Raw genomic sequence first — 25,535 nt, 5'->3', positions numbered from 1 at the left:
CTCAATGGAAGAACATTGAATGTGTGAATGAGAACGAAACAGCTTTCCGAATTAAGAAATTTGCTTGGCGACCATAGCGTTGTGGACCCACCTGATTCCATGCCGAACTCAGAAGTGAAACACAACAGCGCCGATGGTAGTGTGGGGTCTCCCCATGTGAGAGTAGGACATCGCCAGGCTTTGAATTTATAAGAGCCCGTTTGTAAGAGCGGGCTTTTTAGTCACTTGTGACACAAGATACAGTGTGCTGATATGGCTCAGTCGGTAGAGCGCATCCTTGGTAAGGATGAGGTCCCCAGTTCGATTCTGGGTATCAGCACCAGTTTTATAGCTCTGTAAGCTAAAAGAATTTGCTTGGCGACCATAGCGTTGTGGACCCACCTGAACCCATGCCGAACTCAGAAGTGAAACACAACAGCGCCGATGGTAGTGTGGGGTCTCCCCATGTGAGAGTAGGACATCGCCAGGTTTGAATTACGAAACCTCAGCAGAAATGCTGAGGTTTTTTTCTATCTATTCGTATCATTCAATGTCCAATCATAGTGATAGCTGATACTCTTTTTCTCGCTTTTTAGTGCCTTGTTGTACTGCACTAAGTGCTCAAATAATTGCTGTTTCGTTCCAAAATCTTCAGCAAACCAGTCATAAATAGAAGACAGAACCCATTTATCATTGGTGACCTTTACTCCTTTTTCGCTATTGATAAACTCAGTGGCTGATTTCTCCAGTAATAATTCAGTATTTTCTGCTGTGAAAGCCTGCTTTTGTAAGTTTGGGCAGCCAAGGCTTGCGCAGTTGACCGCATAATGGGTTCGAGGATCTTTCCAAATGGGTCTTAAAATTCGATGTTCAATATCATTGAGAGTCAGCTCTTTTTGATTGATGGTAATGATCTTTTGTTCCCAAGGGCCAAATGAGAAAAATCCTCCCAGTTTAGTGATGGATGGTATTGGATAATGGTCGACGATTAAGTTAACTGTTAAGGCATTATATAAGTTGACCCAGTAAGCATATTGTTCAAGCTTTGCATACTCTCTTGGATCAAGGGCTGATAATTGTGAAATATAGAGCTCTAATTGCTCTTTATCTTTTGAGTTGACCCTTTGATAATCGAAGAGGTTGTTGTGATTTTCTTGGATTAGATAAGTATCAAGTGTTGTCTGCCAAATTTGATGTGAAATGGCTTGTGTATTTTCTTCATTACTAGAGTTCCAATAATCCCATAGCTGTGATTTAGGAGCAGAAAATACATTCGTTGACCCGAGTGTCAAACATAGCGTTAGTAGATATTTCATCGTTTACCTCTCATCTCATAGGCTATATGACCTAGGCAGGGATTGATAAATTTCAGATAAAAGAAAAGGTTGATGCATCTACACCAACCTCTGGAAATTAAATCGATACTCGCTATTTCAAAAAGCTAGGAATTTTTGTTTCATAATCAGCGATTTTATCTTCGTGCTGTAGCGTCAAACCGATATTGTCTAATCCATTAAGTAAGCAATGGCGACGAAATTCATCAATTTCAAATGAGTATGTTTTTCCATTGGCTTTAACTTCCATTCGTTCAAGATCTACAGTTAGTTGAGCACCTTCATTTCCTTCAACAAATTGGAATATTTCATCAACTTCTTGCTCTGTAAGGCGGACTGGAACCATTTGGTTATTGATTGAGTTACCATAAAAAATATCCGCAAAACTGGGTGCAATCATGGCTTTGATGCCGTAATCCGCTAAAGCCCAAGGGGCATGTTCTCGTGAAGAACCACACCCAAAGTTTTCACGAGCAAGTAGAATGCTCGCTCCTTCATAGCGAGGTTTATTCATGACAAAATTTGGATTAGGTTGTTGACCTGCATCATCTAGAAAACGCCAATCATGAAAAAGGTGTTTGCCAAAACCAGTGCGATTTACTTTCTGTAAAAATTGCTTAGGGATAATGGCATCTGTATCGACGTTCGCTGCATCAAGAGGAACGACCAAACCTGTGTGCTGTTTAAAACCTGACATTGGTGATCCCCTGTTTAGTTGAGTGTTGAAGAATGAATATTACGGATATCGACAAAGTGTCCAGCGATGGCGGCGGCGGCGGCCATTGCAGGACTGACTAAATGTGTTCGGCCATCTCGACCTTGGCGGCCTTCAAAATTGCGGTTGGATGTTGATGCACAGCGTTCACCTGCACCGAGCCTGTCATTGTTCATAGCCAAGCACATTGAACAGCCCGGCAAGCGCCATTCAAAACCCGCTTCAATAAATATTTTATCCAAGCCTTCCGCTTCCGCTTGCGCCTTAACTTGCTCTGAACCTGGAACAATCAATGCTTGAACATGTGGTGCGACTTTTTTACCTTTCGCGACTTGAGCTGCTGCTCGCATATCTTCAATGCGAGAGTTTGTGCAAGAACCGACAAAGACTTTATCCACTTTATAGTCTGACAAGGATTTACCTGCTTCCAGTCCCATATACGCCAGTGCTTTTTCTGCTGATGCTTTTTCGACAGGATCACTAAAGCTATCAGGAGATGGAATAGTTTCGTCGACAGCAATTACTTGCCCTGGGTTTGTGCCCCACGTTACTTGTGGTTTGATGTCCGCGGCATTTAGGGTAACGACTGCATCGAATTTGGCATTATCATCGGTTTTTAGCGTTGCCCAGTATTCAATGGCGGCTTCTAAATCGCTTCCTTGAGGAGAAAATTTGCGACCTTTAATGTAGTCGAAAGTAGTCTGATCAGGGGCGATAAGACCGGCTTTTGCCCCAAGCTCAATCGCCATATTGCACACCGTCATACGACCTTCCATTGAAAGATCGGTAATCGCTTCACCACAAAATTCAACGACATAGCCTGTACCACCGGCCGCCGTTGTTTTACCTATAATGGCTAGCACGATATCTTTAGCGGTGATGCCTGGAGCGACTTTGCCTGTCACCTCGATTTTCATCGTTTTAGCGCGAGCTTGTTTTAATGTTTGGGTTGCAAGTACATGCTCAACTTCTGACGTGCCGATGCCAAACGCTAACGAGCCAAATGCGCCATGTGTTGCTGTGTGTGAGTCACCGCAGACAATGGTCATACCGGGAAGAGTAATACCTAATTCTGGCCCCATGACATGAACGATGCCTTGGTATTTATGATTTAAGTCGTAGAGTGTTACGCCAAACTCAGCACAGTTCTTTGACAGTGTTTCCATTTGGATTCTAGCCATCTCACCTGAGGCATTAATGTCTTTTGTGGTGGTTGAAACGTTATGGTCCATGGTAGCGAATGTTTTACTCGTCTGACGAACTTTACGTCCCTTTTCGCGTAAACCATCAAATGCTTGCGGTGATGTCACTTCATGAACGAGATGACGATCGATATAAAGGATGGGGGTTTCCCCTTCAGCTGACACCGCAATGTGGGCATCATAAATTTTTTCGTATAAGGTTTTTGCTTGCGACATTGCTTCTTCCTTGAGCTCTTTGAGCTTTATAAAGGACTAGGCGAGCCTAGTCCTACTAATTATGAGTTTAAAATGTAGCTGGCAATTTTATCGCCCATTTCAGAGGTTGAAAGTGCCGCTTTACCACTGGCAAGATCTGCGGTGAGTTCGCCTGCGGTAAGCGCTTTTGATACGGCATTTTCGATATCTTGAGCGGCACTTTCTTCGCCTAAGCTATAACGTAGCATTAAAGCGGCGGAAAGAATTTGTGCTACTGGGTTAGCGATGTTCTTTCCTGCGATATCAGGTGCAGAACCACCCGCAGGCTCATAGAGACCGAAATTGCTTTCATTAAGGCTAGCGGAAGGTAGCATGCCCATTGAGCCAGTGATCATGGCGCATTCATCGGAAATGATGTCACCAAAAATATTAGAGCACAGCATGACATCAAATTGAGAGGGATCTTTAATGAGCTGCATAGTGGCATTATCGATATAAATGTGTGAAAGCTCGACGTCTGGATAATCTTTTGCGATCTCTTCCACGACCTCACGCCATAAGATAGAACTTTGTAATACATTCGCTTTATCGACTGAGCATACTTTTTTACGACGTAATCGTGCGGACTCAAACGCTATTTTTGCAATGCGTTCGATTTCGTAGCGGTGGTAAACTTCGGTATCAAATGCTTTTTCATTTGCCCCTTCTCCTTCGCGTCCTTTGGGTTGGCCAAAATAAATACCACCAGTCAATTCTCGAACAACCACAATATCGAAGCCACGATCGGAGATATCGGATCGTAAAGGAGAAAAGCTTTCTAAGCCTGAGTGAATTTGAGCAGGACGCAAGTTACAAAACAGTTGAAAATGTTTGCGAAGCGGTAGGAGTGCACCGCGCTCTGGTTGGTCGTTGGGTGGTAAATGCTCCCATTTAGGGCCGCCTACGGAACCAAACAATACGGCGTCTGCCTCTTCACATCCTTTAATTGTGCTTTCAGGCAGCGGGCAACCGTGGTTATCAATCGCAATCCCGCCGACATCATGTTCTTCTCTGGCAAACCGGATAGCATGTTTTTTTTCAATCGCATCCAATACCTTGTGTGCTTGTTGCATTACTTCTGGGCCGATACCATCACCTGCAAGAACGGCAATTTTGTATGTTTTGTCTGTCATGTTAGTCCTTTACTATTTTTATATTTGCTTGCCCCAGTGAGCTCTAAAGACTGAAAGCTCTAATCTAGGTACGTTAAACGGTTGCCACTTTCTTTTGTTTAATTTCTGCAATTTGATCGGCACGATGAATGCTATTGATCACGTGCAATAAGGCTTGTCCTGATGCTTCGACAATATCCGTAGAGACGCCTGTACCGTGATATTTTCGCCCTTTGTAGTTGGCAATAATATCGGCTTGCCCGAGTCCATCTTCACCTTCGCCCTTGGCGGTAAGGTCAAATTTATCCAATACGATCTCATAGCCAGTTAGACGGTAAATACATTGGTAAAGCGCATCGACAGGGCCATTACCAACGGCAGCTTCACATTTTTCTTCATCACCACAAAGCAATTTAATACTGGTGGTCGCCATAACACTGCCTGATTGAACACTCAAATAGTTCAATTTGTAGAAATCGTCTTCATCACGCAGATTTGAAAAGTGCATCAACGCTTCTAAGTCATAGTCAAACACTTGGCCTTTACGATCTGCCAATTTTAAGAAATCTTCATACAAGGCATTGAGGTTGTATTCGTTTTCATTGTAACCCATGCTATCCATATGGCTTTTTACTGCGGCGCGGCCACTGCGGCTCGTTAAGTTCAGCGCTTGGTTTTTTAGGCCAATTGACTCTGGAGTCATGATTTCGTAAGTGTTTTTGTTTTTCAACATGCCATCTTGATGAATGCCTGACGAGTGGCTAAATGCGTTGGTACCGACAATCGCTTTGTTACTTTGAATCGGCATATTGCACAGTTGGCTAACCAACTTACTGGTGCGGTGGATCTCATCATGCTTTAAACCAGTATGTACGCCGAGGAATTCTTGACGAGTTTTGATGATCATCGCGATCTCTTCCAGTGAACAGTTACCAGCGCGCTCACCAATACCGTTGATGGTGCCTTCTATTTGCCTTGCGCCAGCCTGTACAGCGGCAATCGAGTTTGCGACTGACATTCCCAAGTCATCGTGGCAATGAACGGAAATAATGGCTTTATCTATGTTAGGGACTCGCTCAAACAGCATCTGAATAATGCCACCAAATTCGCTAGGAACAGTATAACCGACCGTGTCTGGAATATTGATGGTCTTAGCTCCGGCATTAATTGCGGCTTCGACCATTCTACAGAGATTATCAATGGGCGTTCGGCCCGCATCTTCACAGGAAAATTCGACGTCATCGGTGTAGTTACGGGCGTGTTTCACCGCACTGACTGCCATCTCGAGCACATCATCATAACTGCGGCGCAATTTATCTTGCACATGAATGGTTGAGGTTGAAATAAACGTATGGATACGAAAAGCATCGGCGACTTTCAGAGCTTCGGCCGCTGCATCAATATCTTTTGCTACCGCGCGAGAAAGCGCGCAGACGCGGCTGTTTTTAATGTGTTTGGCAATCGTTTTGACCGATTCAAAATCACCTGGGGAGGAAACTGGAAAACCTGCTTCAATAACATCAACACCAAGGCGCTCTAATGCGTAAGCAATCTGCAGTTTTTCTTTAACGGTTAAGCTTGCTGACAAAGCTTGTTCGCCATCACGTAATGTGGTGTCGAATATAATGACTTGATTATTCATGTTTGCTCCCTTGCACCGATGGTTAATCGTTTACTTCCTAAATATAGTTATAAAAAAACCCGCATCTCAGTGCGGGCTCTTGTCATCTTGTGTGGTGTTTTTCTTCCACAACCTACCCGCGCGAATGGTTCACGATAAGGAGCAGGCCCAGCAGGATAGAAAAACGGATAGTCATTCGTAACATTCCACAAGATTAAGTTAACAAATTAGTACCGTACTCGACTTAACTCGTCAACCATTAAGTTGTTTTTTTATTCATATCGGATCAGTTTTAGTCAAAAGCGGTAAAAATGAGCAGAATTGGCAGAGAGGATCACTTTTTGTAGCACGGAATGTTTTCACGCAAGAACGTTTGTCATCGGTTAAATTCATTCATTCTCCAACAAACAGTCACGTATTTGTCATTTTAAACTTCTACGTTTAGAGCGTAAGAGGTTTATGGAATGACAGGAGTCGCTCATGCGTGCCATCGGACAAATTGTTAAGTTTGACGTAGCGTTTTCGCTATTTTGTTTACAGCATCGTTTTAATCAGCCTGTAGCGCAGATCAGCAAAGCTATTTCCCATACTGGGGATGGGCATTTGTACGCGTTGATTGGTGCTTTAGCTTGGTATTTAGACCCGCTTAATGGCCACCTATTCTTAATGGCTGGACTGGCCGCTTTCGCGATTGAACTCCCTATTTATTGGGGATTGAAAAATAGCTTTCAGCGTCGTCGCCCTGAAGAGTTTTCTCCTTCATTCATTGCCTTTATTACCCCTTCGGATCGCTATAGTTTGCCCTCTGGTCATACGGCTGCAGGGTTTGTTATGGCGACATTAATTGGCCACTTCTATCCTCATAGCGATGCTTTTGTCTTGGTTTGGGCTGGCTTAATTGGCGTATCTCGCATCCTACTTGGGGTTCACTTCTTGACGGATATCGTGATTGGCGCGCTGCTTGGTGTAAGCAGCGCAAGATTTGCTTTGTGGTTGGTGGAGAGAGGCTTTTGAAAATTCTGTATGGTGTCCAAGGCACCGGAAATGGCCATATTGCTCGTTCACGAGTGATGAGTGAAGCGTTGAAAGAAGCCAAAATTGATGTGCAATTTCTCTTTTCTGGACGTGAAAAAGAGAAATACTTTTCGATGGAAAGTTTCGGTGATTACCAAACTCGGCGCGGTTTTACTTTTGAAACTGAACAGGGACACGTAAATTACGTTAAAACGGCGCTGAATAATAATTTGCTGACTTTCGTGAGTGAGACAAAAAACCTCGATTTGTCTCCGTATGATTTGGTCATTAATGACTTTGAACCAGTATCGGCATGGGCGGCTAAACAGCAAGGTATTCCGTGTATTGGGATAAGTCATCAAAATGCATTTCGTTATAATGTGCCTTTGAAAGGGGCAAGTTGGCTGGATAAACAGATTATTCAACAGTTTGCGCCTGCCAACTACCACGTCGGTTTACATTGGTATCATTTTGATCAACCGATCCTTCCTCCGATTATCTATCGTTCAGAGCAGCATACGTCTAACGAGCATTTCATTTTGGTCTATCTTCCATTTGAGCATGTTGATGATATTCTTGAGTTGCTTTTTCGTTTTTCAAATCAAGCATTTATTTGTTATCACCCTTCCTTAATGGAAGCGCAATCCGTTGAAAATGTTGAGCTGCGTCCCTTATGTCATACCCATTTTCAATATCACTTGCATTGTTGCGATGGCGTGATTGCTAATGGTGGCTTTGAATTACCATCAGAAGCACTTTCATTGGGTAAAAAGCTGCTACTTAAGCCACTATCGGGTCAATTTGAGCAGCAAAGTAACGTTGCCACTCTTGAGAATCTCGGGCTTGCTGCATCTATGGAGTTTTTGGACCCGTCGGAGTTACGCCGTTGGTTGGATGAAAAACAGGTCGAGCGCGTTGTCTATCCTAATGTAGCGAAAGCCTTGGTTGAATGGGTACAAAATGGCAAATGGGATAATCATAAAGAGCTGAGCCAGTCTTTATGGCGACAGGTTGATTTCCCTAGTTATGTGTCATTTAGCTAATATTGACGAAATGCTTTGAATTTTGACGTAATTAATTTATTTGGTGAATGTATCAAGGTGAAGGCTTGTTATTCATCACTTGATTCAATGTTTTGAATAAAATGCATAAATTTTTCTGTTTTATGGTTTTTTATAAAAATACATCGTACTGATAAATAAGGACAATCTTTTTGTTTGGATAAAAAAAACTGATATTTTATCAATCTTGTTGCCAATCGATAAATGCTTAGCAGATAGTAGCCTCCACCCAGTTGTGTCTGGGTAAATATAATAAATGGCAGGTTATCTATTCTAAAAAATTACTTTTACGGTATTGACGATAACAACAAGAGGCGTCCCAAAAATGTTAGATAAAAAAGATGCAATGAGCGCTATTGCTAGTTACCGCATGGAAAGCACATTACGTGGTGTAGATTTAAACCTGCTGACGGTTTTTGATGCAGTAATGCAAGAGCAAAATATTACCCGTGCCGCTCATAATTTGGGTATGTCTCAGCCAGCAGTCAGCAATGCTGTAGCGCGTTTGAAGGTAATGTTTAATGATGAACTGTTTATGCGACAAGGGCGAGGTATTCAACCTACTCAACGTGCACGTCAACTGTTCGGTCCGATGCGTCAAGCACTGCAATTAATCCGTAATGAACTGCCAAGTTCGGTGTTTTCTCCTGAAACATCAACACGCTTATTTAAATTAGCGATTTGCAGTCCTTGTGATATGCGTTTCGCGCCGAAAATTATGTCATCAGTTCATGAACAAGCGCCTTTGGTCCAACTTCATCTTGATGCGGAATTTAACCGTTTGTTAGCCGAGCGTATGCGTTACCAAGAGATCGATTTTGTGATTGATTACGCGCGTTTTGATGAACAAGGGTTCTCCAGTACGGAAATTTTCCAAGATGAATTAGTGGTGGTGGCATCTAAGTCTCATCCTCGCATCAATGGCTCTGTTAACGCTGATAGCCTAACAGCTGAAAAGCATGCGAAGTTATCTCGCATCCATGGGCAACGTAGCTTTTCTGAGCAAGCATACCGCGAATTAGACTGTGTTCCTTATTATGAAGGGACCAGTTTGAGCAACGTGCTTTATGTGGTCGGACAATCTGAGTTGGTGACGATTGCACCTCGTTGGATGGTTGAGAATGCGGCTAACCGAGATCAGTTACAAATCCTCGATTTCCCATTTGCAAATGGTCAAATCAGTGGTTATCTCAGTTGGCATGAGTCTAGTGAAAAAGACAAAGGCCATATTTGGCTGCGTGATCAGTTAATGATGATTTGCGGCGAAGTTGTTGCATTAAACTAACGTTTACCCGTTAGTTTGTACGGTGATCTAAACTTAGTGATACTCCTCTTTGAGCCTTGAATTGGTTATATCCATTCAGGGCTTTTTTGTCTGTAGAATTAATTGATAACTTTGACATCCGTCAGTTGCCTTTTTTGCTTCTAAATGTACACTTGTGCGCTCAAAAAGCTTACATGTGTAAGCTACAGGTAAAAAAGATGCCCAATTTAAATTTCCATATCGTAAAAAGAATTCGTGAACAGATTGTCAAAGGTGGCGAGTGCATTGCTCTAAAACACAAAATAGAGAAAGAGTGGCATGGGATCAGCTGGAAGCAATTTGGTCAACGTATCGATGCGATGTCACTTGCACTTTTAACGCAAGGTATAAAAATCCAAGATAAAGTCGGGATTTTTTCGAATAACATGCCGCAGTGGACAATAGCTGACTTGGCTACTTTGCAGTTAAGAGCCGTTACGGTACCTATTTATCCAACTAATACGCCAGCGCAGGCCAGTTATATTATTCAAGATGCTGATGTCAAAGTGCTCTTGGTCGGTGAACAGGCACAATACGATGCGGCACTGGATTTTTTTGATGAGTGCGAACAGCTTGAATTAATTGTCGCCATGAGTGATGGCATTGATCTAAAAAGTTTTCAACATGGCATCCATTGGCAGACTTTTATTGAACAAAATACAGATGGCCAGCAAGCGGAATTAGAGTCTCGCCTTGAACAGGCGAATATGGATGATCTGCTGACGCTCATCTATACCTCTGGCACCACAGGTCAACCTAAAGGCGTGATGCTTGATTACCGTAATATTGGCGCTCAGCTTGAAGGGCATGATGAGCGGTTAAACATCTCTAAGGATGATGTGTCACTCTGTTTTTTACCATTGTCACACGTGTTTGAACGGGCGTGGACTTTTTACATTCTTTACAGCGGTGCAACTAACTGTTATTTGCAGGATACGATGCAAGTACGTGATGCATTGAGTGAGCTAAAGCCAACGGTAATGTGTGCCGTCCCTCGCTTCTACGAGAAAATTTTCTCCGCTATTCACGAAAAAGTCTCGAAAGCGCCGTTGCATCGAAAAGTGCTGTTTACTTGGGCGGTCAATATGGGGGCTAAGATGGCTCTTTGTCACCAAGAAAAGCGCCAACCATCCTTCATGCTGAAAAAGAGTTACGCGTTAGCGGATAAAATCGTGTTGTCTAAATTGCGTGCATTGCTTGGTGGGCGGATTAATTTCATGCCTTGCGGTGGCGCGAAATTAGATGAAACCATAGGTCGATTTTTCCATGCCATTGGCATTAACGTGAAGTTGGGCTATGGCATGACGGAAACCACAGCAACGGTTTCTTGTTGGGATGACCGGTGTTTTAATCCTGATTCAATAGGCATCTCGATGCCAGGAGCTCAGGTCAAAATCGGTGACAACAATGAAATTCTTGTTCGCGGACCAATGGTTATGCGCGGCTACTATAAAATGGCAGAAGAAACGGCGTTAGCATTCGATGAACAAGGTTTTCTCAAAACAGGAGATGCTGGGCACATTGATGAGCAAGGTAATGTCTTCATTACTGATCGTATCAAAGAGCTGATGAAAACCTCCGGTGGTAAATACATTGCGCCACAAGTTATTGAGGGAGCGATTGGTAAAGATCACTTTATTGAACAGATTGCGGTGATTGCTGACACACGTAAATTTGTATCGGCTTTAATTGTACCTTGTTATGACAGCTTGGAGGTTTACGCCAAAGAGCTCAACATCAAATATCATGACAGATTAGATCTTATCAAGAATAACCAAGTGGTTGAGATGCTGGAAAAACGAGTCAATGATTTGCAAAAAGAGCTAGCCAAATTTGAGCAGGTGAAAAAGTTTAAATTATTACCTAAGGCTTTTTCAATGGACAAAGGTGAGCTGACGCCGACTCAGAAACTGCGTAGAAAAGTCATTAGTGATCGTTACCAAGATGAAATCGAGGAAATGTACAAAGAAAAGACTAAAGGTGAGTAAGATTATCTTAAGATAGTTTTTTCATTGTTTAAAAATCCTCCACTTGCTTTTCAGATAAAGCGTGGGGGATTTTTTATATTACGACGGAAGTTAAACCTCGCTTCCTCATAACGCTACATTGCTGCATGGTAATATTTTTTGCTTTATTTTTGCTAATTATTCATGGATTGAGCTGTTTTTGATACCATTTTTACGATAGTTACCTAATAAAATTCCATTTAACCAAACATTTGCCAAAGTGTGCGCTATTTGGCGTTCGACCCGATGATAAGAAAGAGTTACAGTTGTTGCGTTACCTTGTTTTTTGTTATGACAAAAGCAAGACATAGCCGAAAGTGGAAAGTTTTCGAATTAGGCTACAAATAAGCCCTAAACTATGTAAAACCAGGCCCATTGACTGACCATGTGTTGGGTACTGGTAAGGAGAAAAAATGGCAACGCAATCCAATCAACAGATGTTATCTGGCGCAGAGATGGTGGTTCAATCTCTGATCGAAGAAGGTGTAGAGCAAATATTTGGATACCCAGGTGGTTCCGTTCTTGATATTTACGATGCGCTGCACGCAAAAACCGACCAAATTAAACATGTCCTTGTTCGCCACGAGCAAGCGGCCACGCACATGGCAGATGGCTATGCTCGAGCAACCGGAAAAACGGGTGTGGTACTTGTTTGTTCTGGCCCAGGGGCGACGAATACCGTCACAGGGATTGCTACCGCTTACATGGACTCAATTCCAATGATTGTTATTTCAGGCAACGTGCCAAATAACCTCATTGGTAACGATGCGTTTCAAGAATGTGACATCGTTGGGGTTTCTCGTCCGATCGTCAAACACAGTTTTCTTGTAAAAAAAGCTGAAGATATTCCTGAAACCATTAAGAAAGCCTTTTATATTGCCTCAACAGGGCGCCCGGGGCCGGTCGTGATCGATCTGCCTAAAGATGTGATGAATCCTCAGATCAAACTCCCTTACACGTATCCTGAGTCGATCAAACTGCGCTCATACAACCCAACTACTTCTGGTCATAAAGGGCAAATTAAAAAGGCGCTAAAAGCGTTGTTAGAAGCCAAAAAACCCGTATTGTACATTGGTGGTGGTGCTGTTATTTCAGGCGCAGATCAGCACATTTTACAACTGGCTGAAACGCTCAATTTACCCGTAGTCAGCACGTTAATGGGGCTTGGTGCTTTCCCTGGGACTCATAAAAATGCGTTAGGCATGCTTGGAATGCATGGTATGTATGAAGCCAATATGGCGATGCACAATGCGGATTTGATTTTCGGTATTGGTGTGCGTTTTGATGACCGTACGACCAATAATCTAGAAAAGTATTGCCCGAACGCTAAGATCATGCACATTGACATTGATCCTTCGTCGATCTCTAAAAATGTGCCAGTCGATCTGCCGATAGTGGGATCAGCTGAACAAGTACTGGAAACTATGCTGCAATTGCTCTCTGAGCAAGGTGGCTGTAATGATTCGCAGGCGCTTGAACTATGGTGGCAAGATATCCAAAGCTGGCGCGACCGCCAATGCCTAGCTTATGAGAAATCCAGTGAACGCATTAAGCCGCAGCAAGTGATTGAAACTTTACATAAACTGACTAATGGAGACGCATATGTGGCCTCCGATGTTGGTCAGCACCAAATGTTCGCCGCACTTTATTATCCATTCAATAAGCCTCGTCGTTGGATCAACTCTGGCGGTTTGGGCACCATGGGGTTTGGTTTACCCGCTGGAATGGGGGTTAAATTTGCCATGCCAGAAGAAGAGGTAGTGATTGTCACTGGGGATGGCAGTATTCAAATGAATATCCAAGAGCTTTCCACTGCGTTGCAATATGATATTCCAGTGAAAATTATTAACTTAAACAACCGTTTTCTTGGCATGGTAAAACAGTGGCAAGATATTATTTACCAAGGACGTCACTCTAATTCTTATATGAGTTCTGTTCCCGATTTTGCAGCAATTGCAGAAGCTTATGGCCACGTTGGCATCCGTATCTCACAGCCTGATGAACTTGAAGCCGGGCTTAAAAAAGCACTCGATATGAAAGATCGATTGGTTTTTGTTGATATTAATGTGGATGAAACGGAGCACGTCTACCCAATGCAAATTAAAGGCGAAGGGATGGACAAAATGTGGTTAAGCAAAACGGAGAGAACATAATATGAGACACATTATTTCAATATTAATGGAAAACCAATCGGGTGCTTTGTCTCGCGTTGTTGGTCTATTTTCTCAACGTGGTTATAACATTGAATCACTAACGGTTTCGCCAACCGATGATGCAACATTGTCACGCTTAAACATCACCACTAAGACCGATGAAATGCAACTTGAACAAATTCAAAAGCAACTGCATAAGTTGATTGATGTGCTTAAAGTGCAAGAAGTGTCAGAGTGCGAACACATTGAACGTGAGCTGATGATGGTGAAAGTCAAAGCTAGCGGTTTTGCGCGCGCCGAAGTGAAACGTACAGCTGATATTTTCCGTGGGCAGATCGTGGATGTCACTGCGGCGCAATATACTGTGCAGCTTGCCGGAACCAGCGAAAAACTCGATGCCTTTATTCAAGCGTTGTCGGAAGTCACGGAAGTAATCGAAGTCGCGCGAAGTGGCGTGGTAGGTATTGCTCGCGGGGAGCGAGCGCTTAAAGCTTAATTTACCGAGCTCCCTATCGAAATAAGGAAGGCCACATTTTGTGTGGCCTTTTTGTCATTTAGTGCTTTTACTGGAGAAGTGCTTAGTGAAGAATACGCGCACGAATGGTGCCGCTGATGCTTTTCAGCTTAGTCAGAGCTTCCGCAGAGCGAGCGGTTTCTACGTCAATCACTACATAACCGATATCCGCTGACGTTTGTAAATATTGAGCGGCGATATTGATCCCTTCTTCGGCGAAGATGGTGTTGATTTGTGTCAGAATACCCGGACGGTTTTCGTGAATATGCAGTAAACGCGAACTATCACGGTGAATTGGCAGTGATACTTCAGGGAAGTTCACGCTTGATAAGGTTGAGCCGTTATCTGAATATTTTGCCAACTTACCGGCTACTTCAATACCGATATTTTCTTGTGCTTCTTGAGTTGAGCCACCAATGTGCGGTGTCAGAATGACATTATCAAAATGCATCAGTGGGGATTCAAAAGGTTCAGAGTTTGTGGCGGGTTCTTCTGGAAATACATCTATTGCCGCGCCAGCTAGATGGTTTGATGCCAATGCATCGCAGAGTGCGGGAATGTCGACTACCGTTCCGCGTGCTGCGTTGATAAAGATAGAGCCAGGCTTCATGCGTGCAAACTCTTCTTTACCCATCATATTTTTAGTATCTGGAGTTTCAGGCACATGCAGAGAAATGACATCACATTTATTCAGTAGCTCACTCATGGTATGTATTTGCGTTGCATTACCGAGTGAGAGTTTGTTTTCTATGTCATAGAAATAGACTTGCATACCGAGGTTTTCGGCAATGATACCGAGCTGGGTACCAATGTGGCCATAGCCAATAATACCTAAGCGTTTACCGCGTGCCTCATAAGAGTTATCAGCACTTTTTTTCCAAATACCACGATGTGCCAATGCATTTTTTTCAGGAATCCCACGCAGTAGTAGCAGTGTTTGGCCTAAAACGAGTTCAGCAACACTGCGAGTATTCGAAAATGGTGCATTAAAGACAGGAATCCCGCGTTTTGCGGCTGCATTCAGGTCAACTTGGTTGGTGCCAATGCAGAAGCAGCCGATAGCAACCAACTTCTCTGCCGCGTTGATTACCGCTTCAGTCAAATTAGTGCGCGAACGAATTCCGATGAAGTGAGCATCTTTCACCGCTTCGAGCAGTTGTTCATCACCCAGAGAACCTTTGTGATACTCAATATTGCTGTAACCGGCAGATTGCAGTACTTCAACCGTTGAAGGGTGTAGCCCTTCGAGGAGTAAGATTTTGATTTTGTCTTTTTCGAGTGAAACTTTGGCCATTATTCTCGTCCTTAAAAATGGGAAGGTGGGCAAACACGGCGCACATAAAGCAAAAGGGCTAATGTAAAGAGGAAGATTAACCATTTTGTTGGAAGACAAACGTTTTCCTTGTGCGTCTTCTGACCAATAAAGTAACAAACTTTTTTTGTTTTGGGTAAGAAAATTACGAAATAAGGCATGATTTTCTAGGGCATAGCGAAGAAAAACGGCACCCATGGGTGCCGTTTGTAATGAAATAACGGAAAGTAGCCTTATTTTGTGACTTACTCTTCGATTTTGGCACCATTTTCCGTGCCAGTGATGACGACATCAGCACCTCGGTGAGCGAATAAACCAACGGTTACTACGCCGACAATCCCATTAATTTTATCTTCTAATGCTTTGGCATCAGTAATTTTTAATCCGTGCACATCCAAGATAACGTTACCGTTATCCGTTATTACGCCATGGCGATAGGCTGGATCACCACCAAGTTTAACCAGTTGACGTGCCACATAAGAGCGCGCCATTGGGATCACTTCAACTGGAAGTGGGAATTGACCTAGAACATCGACCGCTTTTGTACCATCAACGATACAAATGAATTTATCCGCAATCGCGGCAACGATTTTTTCTCGAGTGAGCGCAGCGCCGCCGCCTTTGATCATATCGCGCGCAGGGTTGATTTCATCTGCGCCATCAACATAAATATCGAGTTGATCAACATCATTGCAGTCGAACACTTCAATACCTAGGCCTTTTAGCTTCTCTGTTGAGGCGATAGAACTTGAAACCGCACCTTTAATATCATCTTTAATCGAACCCAGTGCATCAATGAAGTGATTCACCGTTGAACCCGTACCCACACCAACGATGCTGCCTTTTTCTACATATTTGAGTGCGGCCCAGCCGGCGGCTTTTTTCATTTCATCTTGAGTCATGCCAATCTCCTGATATCGATTTATAGTGACGGTAATGTTGCGGGGCGATTATAGCCTCAATAATTTATGATTCCCATTGCCAGATTTGGCTTGGAGTCACTATTTGAGGTAAAGGTATATCCCATGCTTCGCTCGGCAGATGAGTCACTTGTTGGCAATCATGAGCTAAACCTATGGGTAGGGCACCTTTACCCGTTTTAAACCAAGCTTCTAACGTACGATCATAATAGCCGCCGCCCATCCCGAGCCTTTGCCCTGTTTGATCAAATGCCACCAATGGTGTGCAGATGATATCTAGCTCATTTACTGATTTGATCAATGTTTGGTTGAGCTTGGGTTCGGCAATGCCGTATTTATTTCGCGTCATTATGGTTTGAGCATCATAGCGCAAGAACAATAAATTCCCACTCGAGAAGGGGTGTAAAACGGGAAGATAGGTCTGTTTGCCTTGTTGCCATAACCACGCTATGAGCGGTTGTGTTTCTAGCTCACCATCGGTTGCCAAGTAGAGGGCAATGTGCTGACTCGTTAAAACTTCAGGCAGTGTTGAAAAACGAGAGACAAGTTCAATTGAAGCGTGTTTTTGCTGCGTAGGTGATAGCTGTTTACGCCGCTGGCGGATGACTTGACGAAGTGTGTGTCGAGTGTTTTGCATAAGGATACCCCAGAGTGCCGTTGCGGATTTTGGCCCTTGAACCAGCTGGTTCAAGGCGGATCAGCAATGGTAACCGCAGGCTTCTCGGTACGAGCCGAGCTTGCTCAATAGCTACCAAGTACTAACCCTTTGGTGTTGCTTATCGGCTCAGGGACTTAAATCCGGCTGACAAACACTCTAGGGTAAATTTGGTTACGCTGGTAAAGACTACTGCTGTCCTAGCTTCACTTTACTGATGGCATCTTCAAGAGATGCAGCGAGCTGTTCCATGCGCTCGGTTAATTGATTTTGTTGGCCTAGGCTCTCATTGTTTTTGGTTTGCAATTCATAACAAATGTTGAGCGCAGCAATCGTGAGTAGCTTTACCTCATTGGTAACTTTAGTACGCTCTGCCATCTCTTTCAATCGGTTATCAAGATCTTGCGCCGCTTGGATTAAAGACTGCTCTTGTCCCGCAGGGCAATTCACACGAGTCAATTTTCCTAAAATTTCTACGTCTACCGCTTGATTACTCATGATGGATGAACTCTTATCGCGCTGTCTAAGATGGTGCCACTCACATGCCCATCGAGGTGGAAACTATAGGTAAAGCGGCCCTAAGATTCAAGCTTTTCAAAGCGAGCAGTAAAAAATGAGGGACTAAAAACACAGTTATTAGGCAAATTGAGTAAAAGCTACCCACAATTAACGCTTTGAGCATTTTCGCATTGGAAGCTAAGTGGTAGGATCGCGCTTATTTGATTTTATTACGAGCTTCCCATGAGCGAAAAAAAACTACCGGATTATCTTTCTCTTGCCACTGCCCTTCAATCTGCAGCACTTGCGGTTAACCCTGCTGAGTTGCATGGGTTGCTAACGGGCATGCTGGCCGGTGGTCTGGGCTTAAATGATAAGAGCTGGCAGCCACTTATTTTTGATTACACTAACGAAGGTATGGGTTGGCCAGATCGTCCGTTGACATTGGCTGAACAAGTACTCACCTTTACAATCGAAGAGCTCACTGGTAGCGGGATGGAGTTGTCACTACTGTTGCCAGATGAAGAGGCGAGTGCCAGTGTATTTGATTTGGCTGATGGCGTAGCCGACTGGGTAAATCACTTTATTTCTGGGCTTGGCTTGATTGGGGTTGTTTTGAAAAAAGCGTCCGCAGAGACTAAAGAGGCCTTGGCTGATCTAGAAGAAATTGCCAAGCTCGGTATCGATGAAGAGGATGACTTGGATGAGCAAGCTCAACTTTTGGAACACGTCATCGAGCATATAAAAGCTTGTGTGTTAACAATTCATGCTGAATTTGGTATCAAACCTCTACAAGAAACTCAGCCGACCGTGCATTAAAGAGAGATGACTGTGAAGCAATTTGATGTGATTATCGCTGGTGGGGCGATGGCCGGTGCAACACTGGCGTTGGCCTTAGATACGCTTTCTCAAGGAAAGCTTGCGATTGCTGTGGTCGAAGCGCACCCGCTGGATGGTAAGCTCGCCCATCCCGGCTTTGATTCGCGTTCAATTGCTTTATCCCACGGTAGCGTACAAATTTTGCAAAATCTCTCCTTGTGGCAGTCGCTGCAAGAGGTCGCCACCCCAATTACACATATTCATGTGTCGGATCGGTCTCATATTGGGATGACCGATATCACTTGTCAGCAACTCGATTTAGAAGCATTAGGTTACGTGGTTGAATTAGCCGATGTTGGGCAGATTTACGCGCAAAAAATGCAGCAGAGCCCGCATATTGAGTTATTTTGCCCAAGCGCGGTTCAGCAAGTGGAACGTAGTATGGATAAGGTCACTGTCACCCTTAACGATCAACGAACGATCCAAGCTAAGTTATTGGTCGCAGCTGATGGGGCGATATCGACCTGCTGCGAGCAAATCGGCCTCATCCAACAAGAGCATGATTTTGAACAGGTCGCGGTTATTGCTAACGTTGTGAGCTCAAAAGCTCATCAAGGACGGGCGTTTGAACGATTTACCGCCGATGGTCCTGTCGCGTTATTACCAATGAGTGATAATCGACTCTCTTTAGTTTGGTGTTTACCTCCCGCGAAAGCCGAGCAAGCTTTTTCACTCAGTGATGAGGGTTTCTTAGCACAGCTTCAAGATGCGTTTGGTTGGCGTTTAGGGCGAATGAATAAAGTGGGCACTCGTGCCTGCTATCCATTACAACTGCGTTATCGAGAGCAGAACATTTCACATCGTTTTGCCATTGTGGGCAATGCCGCTCAGACATTACATCCGATTGCGGGACAAGGTTTCAACTTAGGTATTCGAGATGTAGCAAGCTTGGCGGATGAGCTTATCAAGCAGCAAGCCGATGTTGGCTGCTATCACGGCTTACAGGCTTTTTCCCAACGCCGAGAAGCGGATCGTGATGCCACCATTAAGCTGACATCATCCCTGGTGCATCTCTTTTCCAATGATTGGCTAACCACTCGTATTGGTCGCAATGTAGGCCTCATGATGATGGATAATTTACCGTGGCTGAAAATGCCGCTACTGCGCCGAACGCTTGGCGTAGTGAATAGATAAAAGGGTCTGTATATGATGCAAAGTGTCGATATTGTCATTGTGGGTGGCGGAATGGTTGGCCTTGCACTGGCCGCCGCATTAAAGCATAGCGAACTGCGCATCGCCGTGATTGAGGGTCGAGTACCCAGCCTTGAACTTGCAGAGCTGCCGGATGTGCGAGTCTCCGCCTTAAGCCGTTCCAGTGAAATCATGTTGCGAAACCTTGGTGCATGGCAAGGCATCATTTCTCGCCGTGCTGCGCCTTATTCGGCGATGGAAGTGTGGGAACGCGATAGTTTTGCGCGGATCGAATTTAGTGCCAATCAAATGACTCAGCCGGATCTGGGACACATTGTTGAGAACCGCGTCATTCAATTAGCCTTACTCGAACAAGTACAAAAGCAAGCGAATGTGACACTCTTTATGCCCGCTCAATGCCAATCGCTGGCTGTCGGAGAAAGTGAAGCGTGGCTAACGCTCGATAACGGTCAATCACTCACCGCAAAATTGATAGTAGGAGCCGATGGCGCAAACTCTTGGGTTCGTCAGCAGCAAGACATTCCATTAACCCATTGGGATTATGGACACAGTGCGCTGGTGGCAAATGTCCGCACGGTGGAACCACATCAATCGACGGCAAGGCAAGTGTTTACCCCACAAGGTCCGCTGGCCTTTTTACCTATGTCTGATCCTCATATGAGCTCAATCGTTTGGTCTACAGAGCCCAACCGAGCGCAGCGCTTGCTCAGCCTGTCTGAGCTCGAATTCAATAAGATACTGACCGCTGAGTTTGATCATCGTTTAGGTTTGTGTGAGGTGGTCGGTGAACGTGCTGCTTTCCCACTTAAAATGCGTTATGCCCGAGATTTTGCTTTACAACGAATCGCACTCGTTGGTGATGCGGCGCACACCATCCATCCGCTAGCCGGGCAAGGTGTTAATTTAGGTTTACTTGATGCTGCAAGCTTAGCTCAAGAACTACTCGCGTTGTGGCATCAAGGTGAAGATATTGGCTTGCTCAAAAATTTGCGAGGTTATGAACGTTGGCGAAAAACAGAAGCTGCCAAAATGATTGCCGCGATGCAAGGTTTCAAAGACCTTTTTGAAGGTGATAATCCGGCGAAGAAACTGATCCGTGGCATTGGCATGCAGTTGGCTGGACAACTTCCTGGAGCCAAAGATGAGATTATGAAAAGAGCACTGGGTTTAAAAGGTGATTTACCTGATCTTGCCAAGAGTAAAATGGTGCTGCTTGAGCCCTAACAGTGATTAACCTAATGATGGCAAAAGGGCTGGCTTATGGCCAACCCTTTTAAAATTCTTTAATGAAACTCGTATTATGCGTAGGCGCAGCGTAGTCTCATGATTTCCTGATTCACTTCCTTCACCGTCTGAAAGTGGCGCTTGTCTGCGCGCTCTGGCAAGATCAGTTTGCCATTATCGAATTCAAATTTTCCAACCCCGTAAATATAGATTCTTCCTTTAAAAAGCCGACTTACGTGTTTAGCTATCATACCTGGCGTATAGCGCTTAAACAGTCTCATACTTCGATCCTTCTGTTATTCTAACACTGCAAATTATAAATAAATTGCGCCTCTAATAGTGTGATTGCCATAGAGGAATATGCAGTTATTGGTGACTCTTTTGGATATTTGTGCTGCCGTAGGCAAAATGTTGGATAAATACCCATGTTTGCGTGATTATCTCCTCAAAATAGTGCTAACAAAAAATGCTCAGTGCACCATTCACTTGGTGCATATTAAGCACGACAAATATTACACTTTAAAGAATAGCTGCTGTTTATGGAAAGTGTTAAATTTTGGTTAAGAATAGCCTAAAAAAAAGCCCGCTTAAATAATAGGCGGGCGAATAGTCACAGATGCATTACACAAAAAGTGGATGTCCTGAAACAATCAGTGGATTCACTTTTTTGCTGGTCAGGGCAACTTCTCGTTTGTCCTGACCAGCATTGTTAGATTACGTCAAAATAAACCTGATGACTATTTATGTTTCAATAATGACTAAAAATTCATCCCTAATGTTGTGTGATTTAGAGAGCGATCACGTGCCAATGTAATGGATTACATTATTGCATTCTTTTTCCTGGAATTTATTCGAGATAGGCGAGTGTTAGAAAGCATACGCCTCGTAAAGAGGCGCATGGTCAATATAAGGAAGAAGCTTATTCGTCAGTAAGAGAGTAGGGGAGAGCTTGCATAAACCAACGAGTGTTTGGTTGGCTTGCAAGACGAAACTCAGTTTCTGGCTCGAGATTGTTTGGTAAGACTATTAAACCGATAGCGGTATTATCAGCAAACGTGTAGTGAACTATTAATTGCCCAGCACTACGCCAGTTTTCTCCAACTGAGCGTTCGATCATGATTGGTTGATCATTATTTAGCGGTTGCTCAATGTTGCCTTGAAGGATGTACATTGCACGCTTATTAATACCTCGATATTTAGCGCGAGCGACGGTTTCTTGACCTGTATAACACCCTTTATTAAAGCTGATACCATTAAAGGCCTGAAGATTAACGGCTTGCGGTATGTGCTCATTTTGATCCGCTTGACCAAGGACGGGGACTGCTTCTTCGATATCAAAGCGAGTCCACGTTTCCTCGGTGACTTTCAGAGCTTCACTTTGCGTCATGAGCTGTTGCGCGGTTTGCTCTGAAACAAGTAATAGCCAACGTTGGGATGAAATTTTGATGGCGCTACCGCCGTCAATCAAACGCACTTCACCTTCATCCGCCGTTAATGTATTGATATATTGCTCAGCTTGTTCGCCCATAACACCCAGAGCGATGTCTTGGCTCTGGCTGATATTGACCTTAGAAAAAATAGCGTATTTTTTCAGCTCTCTTAATTCAGCCTCTATTGCTGATAAAGGCTGGAACATCGCATAACCATCGTGATGGTGGAACAGGCGAAAGACGGACCACACTTTGCCTTTCGCATCACAATGGGCGCCTAAGGTTGACTGTGTTGGTTCAAGAGTGACGACATTACAGGTCACTTGGCCTTGCAAATAGGCTTTTTTATCATTGCCTGAAATGATGATAGCGCCCCAGGATGCAAGATGAGTCAGCATCAGTGGTGGAAGTGAGTCATTGGCGGTTACTGCGAGAGGTGTCAATGTGTTTTGCCAGTCCATAGTCGTTACCTAAAGAGAATCTTGAGCCCCATGTTAATCCGGAAATTTTTTTTTGTCAGCTTGAACAGGGACTGTGACTCATCTACTAGTTGTATCTTCATCCAGTTGATACACTCAACGCAAATAAACATAAGGTGAGGAAAACCGATGTACACCACTGAAGAAAAAGCAAGAATCAAGTGGGCATGCCGTCGTGGAATGTTAGAGCTCGATGTGGTTGTGATGCCGTTCTTTGAAGAGTGCTTTGATTCTCTGAATGAAAATGAGCAACGAGATTTCGTTTCCCTACTTGAGTCTGACGACCCTGATCTATTTACTTGGATCATGGGGCATGGTCGTAGCGAAAATCTTGGGCATGCGGCAATGGTGGATAAAATTGTTGCTCACAACCTCAGCAAAGTGCGTTAATTTCGTATTATTTCCTTCCCATTTTGCCCGCATTACTAACTTCATTTGTTTGATGATAGCCGTGTGGGCATTATTGATATCGCCCATTCCACTTGTAACGCTCCCTTTATTTTACGCACCTCTTATCGCGGCGCAAAAGAGTACCTCACTGTTAGTCCCTAGCTTAATCGGCCAATTCAAGCTCACGAGTCACGGTGAGTGGCAATGTGCCGACCAGAACCTGTCCATTGAAAAGGTTTCTACACAGTTTGCGTTTATGGTGTTAATCATTTATGCACAACAAGGTAAGCGCTATCTAGTGTGGCGCGACAGTTGTGTGGAAACGGATTATCGCCGTTTATTGGTGCAGCTTCGGCAGGTTACCCATAACCAATCACCAACAATAAAGGAGCGATAAACGCTCCTTTATTCATTCGGTCAACTTGACGCCAACAGATGATCGTTGGCGAGGTTACTCGTCTGGCGTTAGGATCGTTGGGCCACTATTTTCGGCTAACTCTGGGTAATCGAGCGTGTAGTGCAAACCGCGGCTCTCTTTACGTTGCATAGCACAACGCACCATCAGCTCTGCCACTTGCAGTAAGTTACGCAGCTCAAGCAGGTTATTTGAAACGCGGAAATGACTGTAGTATTCGTGGGTTTCTTGTTGCAGTAATTGAATGCGGCGTAGTGCTCGCTCTAAGCGCTTATCTGTGCGGACAATCCCCATGTAATCCCACATAAATAGGCGCAGTTCATGCCAGTTATGTTGGATTACGACCTCTTCATCAGAGTTATTGACCTTACTTTCATCCCAACCGGGTAAGCTTGGTGGGAGCTGAGCCGTTGGTAATCCTTTTAAAATATCCTTTGCCGCTGACCAAGCATAAACGACGCATTCTAATAGAGAGTTCGACGCCATTCGGTTAGCACCGTGCAAACCGGTGTAGCTAACTTCGCCGATCGCATACAGATTATGCAGATCCGTTTTACCTTGTTTATTGACAATAACGCCACCACAAGTGTAGTGCGCCGCAGGAACAATCGGAATCGGTTCTTTGGTCATATCAATGCCCAAATCCATCAAGCGTGTATAAATGGTTGGGAAATGTTTTTCAATAAAATCGGCCGGTTTGTGGCTGATGTCCAGATACATACAATCAGCACCTAAACGCTTCATCTCATAGTCGATGGCGCGAGCCACGATATCACGAGGAGCCAGTTCGGCACGTTCATCAAAATCGAGCATGAATCGTGAACCGTCTGGGCGTCTTAAAAAAGCGCCTTCGCCACGTAGTGCTTCTGTCAGTAGGAAATTACGTGCTTCAGGGTGGAAAAGACAAGTTGGATGGAATTGATTGAACTCAAGGTTCGCCACTCGGCATCCTGCACGCCACGCCATTGCGATACCATCACCTGAGGAAACATCAGGGTTAGAGGTATATTGATACACTTTTGAGGCGCCGCCCGTGGCTAAAACGACAAACTTAGCGCGGATCGTTTCAACGTGTTCCTCATTGCGGTTCCAAATATAAGCGCCAACCACTCTTTTTTTATCACCACCGATTTTATCTTCGGTGATTAAATCCAGTGCATTGTGACGTTCAAGGATAGTAATGTTGGGGTGATTATGAACATTGTCTTGCAAGGAGGTTTGCATTGCCATGCCAGTGGCGTCAGCCGCGTGCAAGATGCGGCGATGACTATGGCCGCCTTCACGAGTTAAGTGATAGCGAGGTGCTTCATCACTGTCATTCTCTTCTCTGTCAAAAGGAACGCCGCCATCGATAAGCCACTGAACACACTCTTTAGCATGCTCGGCGATGAAACGGACAGTATCCTCTTCACAGATCCCTGCGCCCGCAATTTGAGTGTCTTCGACGTGTGACTCAATACTGTCTGATTCGTCAAAAACAGCGGCAATACCTCCCTGAGCGTAATAAGTGGCACCTTCACTGCGTGGTCCCTTACTCAGTACAATGACTTTACTGTGTTTTGCTACGCGTAGTGCGAGCGATAAACCCGCTGCGCCACTGCCTACGACTAATACATCGCATAGATGTTCACGGTTTGCGTTCATAAAACTTTTAAATTCCCGAACTAGAGTAGAGTTGTCCAACTCTCATTTTAAATATGCATTGCATGTATCTATACTCTTGAAGTGATTCAGCCGCAAGGTTTATCCACTAACGGTATCGCTATGGCTTCAAGCCAATAGCAGTAGAGAAAGATTTGATGCAATACTTTGTAAATGCCATTGTCTTTCGTCTTATCGACCCTCACTATACTGGGGATCCCCTATAGTGAAATTAGATCACATTTATTGAATAATGCTTGGCAAATATTTTTAGACAGAATGGAACTTTCTA

23 protein-coding genes, 1 tRNA gene, 2 rRNA genes and 1 other RNA gene are annotated in these 25,535 nt (G+C 44.1%); 14 read left to right on the top strand and 13 right to left on the bottom strand.

Features of this window, described 5'->3' with window-relative positions:
- Positions 1-63: 63 nt before the first annotated feature.
- The 3 genes from rrf (AACT42_RS09915) to rrf (AACT42_RS09905) all read left to right on the top strand — a co-directional run bounded on the left by rrf (AACT42_RS09915) (position 64) and on the right by rrf (AACT42_RS09905) (position 469).
- Positions 64-179 (top strand): 5S ribosomal RNA (rrf, locus tag AACT42_RS09915).
- A gap of 67 nt (positions 180-246) precedes the next feature.
- Positions 247-322, top strand: a tRNA-Thr gene (locus tag AACT42_RS09910).
- A gap of 31 nt (positions 323-353) precedes the next feature.
- Positions 354-469: ribosomal RNA gene (gene rrf / locus AACT42_RS09905) — 5S ribosomal RNA — on the top strand.
- 40 nt (positions 470-509) lie between these two features.
- Here rrf (AACT42_RS09905) and AACT42_RS09900 read toward each other — a convergent pair.
- The 5 genes from AACT42_RS09900 to leuA all read right to left on the bottom strand — a co-directional run bounded on the left by AACT42_RS09900 (position 510) and on the right by leuA (position 6,218).
- The gene (locus AACT42_RS09900) at positions 510-1,295 is read right to left on the bottom strand and encodes a DUF547 domain-containing protein (RefSeq protein WP_013856007.1); all 786 of its coding nucleotides are present in this window, start codon (positions 1,293-1,295) and stop codon (positions 510-512) included.
- Between the two features lie 112 nt (positions 1,296-1,407).
- Complete coding sequence (gene leuD, locus AACT42_RS09895; RefSeq protein WP_017042706.1) at positions 1,408-2,010, bottom strand: 3-isopropylmalate dehydratase small subunit; 603 nt, start codon at positions 2,008-2,010, stop codon at positions 1,408-1,410.
- Between the two features lie 14 nt (positions 2,011-2,024).
- Entirely contained in the window at positions 2,025-3,446 is a 1,422-nt protein-coding gene (leuC, locus tag AACT42_RS09890; RefSeq protein WP_088732862.1) for a 3-isopropylmalate dehydratase large subunit, read from the bottom strand.
- A 59-nt stretch (positions 3,447-3,505) separates the two neighbouring features.
- Positions 3,506-4,597, bottom strand: coding sequence for a 3-isopropylmalate dehydrogenase (leuB, locus tag AACT42_RS09885; protein ID WP_094132278.1), 1,092 nt, complete (start codon positions 4,595-4,597; stop codon positions 3,506-3,508).
- A 73-nt stretch (positions 4,598-4,670) separates the two neighbouring features.
- Positions 4,671-6,218: a 2-isopropylmalate synthase gene (leuA, locus tag AACT42_RS09880; RefSeq protein ID WP_094132277.1), complete on the bottom strand. Its 1,548-nt coding sequence runs from the start codon at positions 6,216-6,218 to the stop codon at positions 4,671-4,673.
- Positions 6,219-6,677: 459 nt separating this feature from the next.
- Between leuA and AACT42_RS09875 the strand changes: the two genes are divergently transcribed.
- The 6 genes from AACT42_RS09875 to ilvN all read left to right on the top strand — a co-directional run bounded on the left by AACT42_RS09875 (position 6,678) and on the right by ilvN (position 14,230).
- A complete protein-coding gene (locus tag AACT42_RS09875) occupies positions 6,678-7,211 on the top strand; it encodes a phosphatase PAP2 family protein (protein WP_017048684.1) in 534 nt (177 codons plus the stop codon).
- On the top strand, positions 7,208-8,254 hold the full coding sequence (locus tag AACT42_RS09870; protein WP_170889510.1) for an MJ1255/VC2487 family glycosyltransferase: 1,047 nt from the start codon (positions 7,208-7,210) through the stop codon (positions 8,252-8,254). The genes AACT42_RS09875 and AACT42_RS09870 overlap by 4 nt, the downstream gene beginning before the upstream one ends.
- A 343-nt stretch (positions 8,255-8,597) precedes the next feature.
- Positions 8,598-9,557, top strand: coding sequence for a transcriptional regulator LeuO (gene leuO / locus AACT42_RS09865; RefSeq protein ID WP_026027287.1), 960 nt, complete (start codon positions 8,598-8,600; stop codon positions 9,555-9,557).
- Between the two features lie 197 nt (positions 9,558-9,754).
- Positions 9,755-11,563, top strand: coding sequence for an AMP-dependent synthetase/ligase (locus AACT42_RS09860; RefSeq protein WP_176429038.1), 1,809 nt, complete (start codon positions 9,755-9,757; stop codon positions 11,561-11,563).
- Between the two features lie 431 nt (positions 11,564-11,994).
- Positions 11,995-13,734: an acetolactate synthase 3 large subunit gene (locus AACT42_RS09855; RefSeq protein WP_013856017.1), complete on the top strand. Its 1,740-nt coding sequence runs from the start codon at positions 11,995-11,997 to the stop codon at positions 13,732-13,734.
- Between the two features lies 1 nt (position 13,735).
- The gene (ilvN, locus tag AACT42_RS09850; protein WP_010319822.1) at positions 13,736-14,230 is read left to right on the top strand and encodes an acetolactate synthase small subunit; all 495 of its coding nucleotides are present in this window, start codon (positions 13,736-13,738) and stop codon (positions 14,228-14,230) included.
- A gap of 82 nt (positions 14,231-14,312) precedes the next feature.
- Here the strand turns inward: ilvN and serA are convergent, their stop codons facing one another.
- The 5 genes from serA to AACT42_RS09825 all read right to left on the bottom strand — a co-directional run bounded on the left by serA (position 14,313) and on the right by AACT42_RS09825 (position 17,633).
- A complete protein-coding gene (serA, locus tag AACT42_RS09845) occupies positions 14,313-15,542 on the bottom strand; it encodes a phosphoglycerate dehydrogenase (protein ID WP_026028313.1) in 1,230 nt (409 codons plus the stop codon).
- A 263-nt stretch (positions 15,543-15,805) separates the two neighbouring features.
- Positions 15,806-16,462 carry a ribose-5-phosphate isomerase RpiA gene (rpiA, locus tag AACT42_RS09840; RefSeq protein ID WP_010319820.1) on the bottom strand — a complete coding sequence of 219 codons (657 nt, stop codon included), beginning with the start codon at positions 16,460-16,462 and terminating at the stop codon, positions 15,806-15,808.
- 64 nt (positions 16,463-16,526) lie between these two features.
- Complete coding sequence (locus AACT42_RS09835) at positions 16,527-17,117, bottom strand: 5-formyltetrahydrofolate cyclo-ligase (protein WP_026028707.1); 591 nt, start codon at positions 17,115-17,117, stop codon at positions 16,527-16,529.
- A 2-nt stretch (positions 17,118-17,119) separates the two neighbouring features.
- Positions 17,120-17,304: non-coding RNA, 6S RNA (ssrS, locus tag AACT42_RS09830), on the bottom strand.
- A gap of 20 nt (positions 17,305-17,324) precedes the next feature.
- Positions 17,325-17,633 carry a cell division protein ZapA gene (locus AACT42_RS09825; RefSeq protein ID WP_010319818.1) on the bottom strand — a complete coding sequence of 103 codons (309 nt, stop codon included), beginning with the start codon at positions 17,631-17,633 and terminating at the stop codon, positions 17,325-17,327.
- Between the two features lie 243 nt (positions 17,634-17,876).
- On the opposite strand from AACT42_RS09825, the gene AACT42_RS09820 reads away from it, so the two are divergent.
- The 3 genes from AACT42_RS09820 to AACT42_RS09810 are packed head-to-tail and all read left to right on the top strand — an operon-like array spanning position 17,877 to position 20,888.
- Positions 17,877-18,452, top strand: a complete 576-nt coding sequence (locus tag AACT42_RS09820) for a YecA/YgfB family protein (RefSeq protein ID WP_017046479.1) — start codon at positions 17,877-17,879, stop codon at positions 18,450-18,452.
- 12 nt (positions 18,453-18,464) lie between these two features.
- Entirely contained in the window at positions 18,465-19,646 is a 1,182-nt protein-coding gene (ubiH, locus tag AACT42_RS09815; RefSeq protein ID WP_176429037.1) for a 2-octaprenyl-6-methoxyphenyl hydroxylase, read from the top strand.
- Positions 19,647-19,658: 12 nt separating this feature from the next.
- Positions 19,659-20,888, top strand: coding sequence for an FAD-dependent 2-octaprenylphenol hydroxylase (locus AACT42_RS09810; RefSeq protein ID WP_081245346.1), 1,230 nt, complete (start codon positions 19,659-19,661; stop codon positions 20,886-20,888).
- A gap of 74 nt (positions 20,889-20,962) precedes the next feature.
- On the opposite strand, the gene AACT42_RS09805 is transcribed toward AACT42_RS09810, so the two are convergent.
- Positions 20,963-21,169 (bottom strand): DUF1107 domain-containing protein, encoded by a 207-nt coding sequence (locus AACT42_RS09805; RefSeq protein WP_010319814.1) that lies wholly within the window; start codon positions 21,167-21,169, stop codon positions 20,963-20,965.
- Positions 21,170-21,807: 638 nt separating this feature from the next.
- Entirely contained in the window at positions 21,808-22,779 is a 972-nt protein-coding gene (gene ygfZ / locus AACT42_RS09800; protein WP_081245225.1) for a tRNA-modifying protein YgfZ, read from the bottom strand.
- 147 nt (positions 22,780-22,926) lie between these two features.
- On the opposite strand from ygfZ, the gene AACT42_RS09795 reads away from it, so the two are divergent.
- Together AACT42_RS09795 and AACT42_RS09790 are read left to right on the top strand one after the other, a co-directional pair.
- Positions 22,927-23,187 (top strand): FAD assembly factor SdhE, encoded by a 261-nt coding sequence (locus tag AACT42_RS09795; RefSeq protein ID WP_010319812.1) that lies wholly within the window; start codon positions 22,927-22,929, stop codon positions 23,185-23,187.
- Positions 23,111-23,584, top strand: coding sequence for a protein YgfX (locus tag AACT42_RS09790; RefSeq protein ID WP_339373650.1), 474 nt, complete (start codon positions 23,111-23,113; stop codon positions 23,582-23,584). The genes AACT42_RS09795 and AACT42_RS09790 overlap by 77 nt, the downstream gene beginning before the upstream one ends.
- A gap of 54 nt (positions 23,585-23,638) precedes the next feature.
- On the opposite strand, the gene nadB is transcribed toward AACT42_RS09790, so the two are convergent.
- Positions 23,639-25,246 (bottom strand): L-aspartate oxidase, encoded by a 1,608-nt coding sequence (nadB, locus tag AACT42_RS09785; RefSeq protein WP_017046483.1) that lies wholly within the window; start codon positions 25,244-25,246, stop codon positions 23,639-23,641.
- Between the last annotated feature and the right edge of the window lie 289 nt (positions 25,247-25,535).

Source organism: Vibrio sp. V15_P4S5T153, assembly GCF_963874485.1.
GTDB lineage: Bacteria > Pseudomonadota > Gammaproteobacteria > Enterobacterales > Vibrionaceae > Vibrio > Vibrio anguillarum.
Note: the sequence above shows the minus strand (reverse complement) of the source record. Positions and strands in the feature narration are given on the sequence as shown.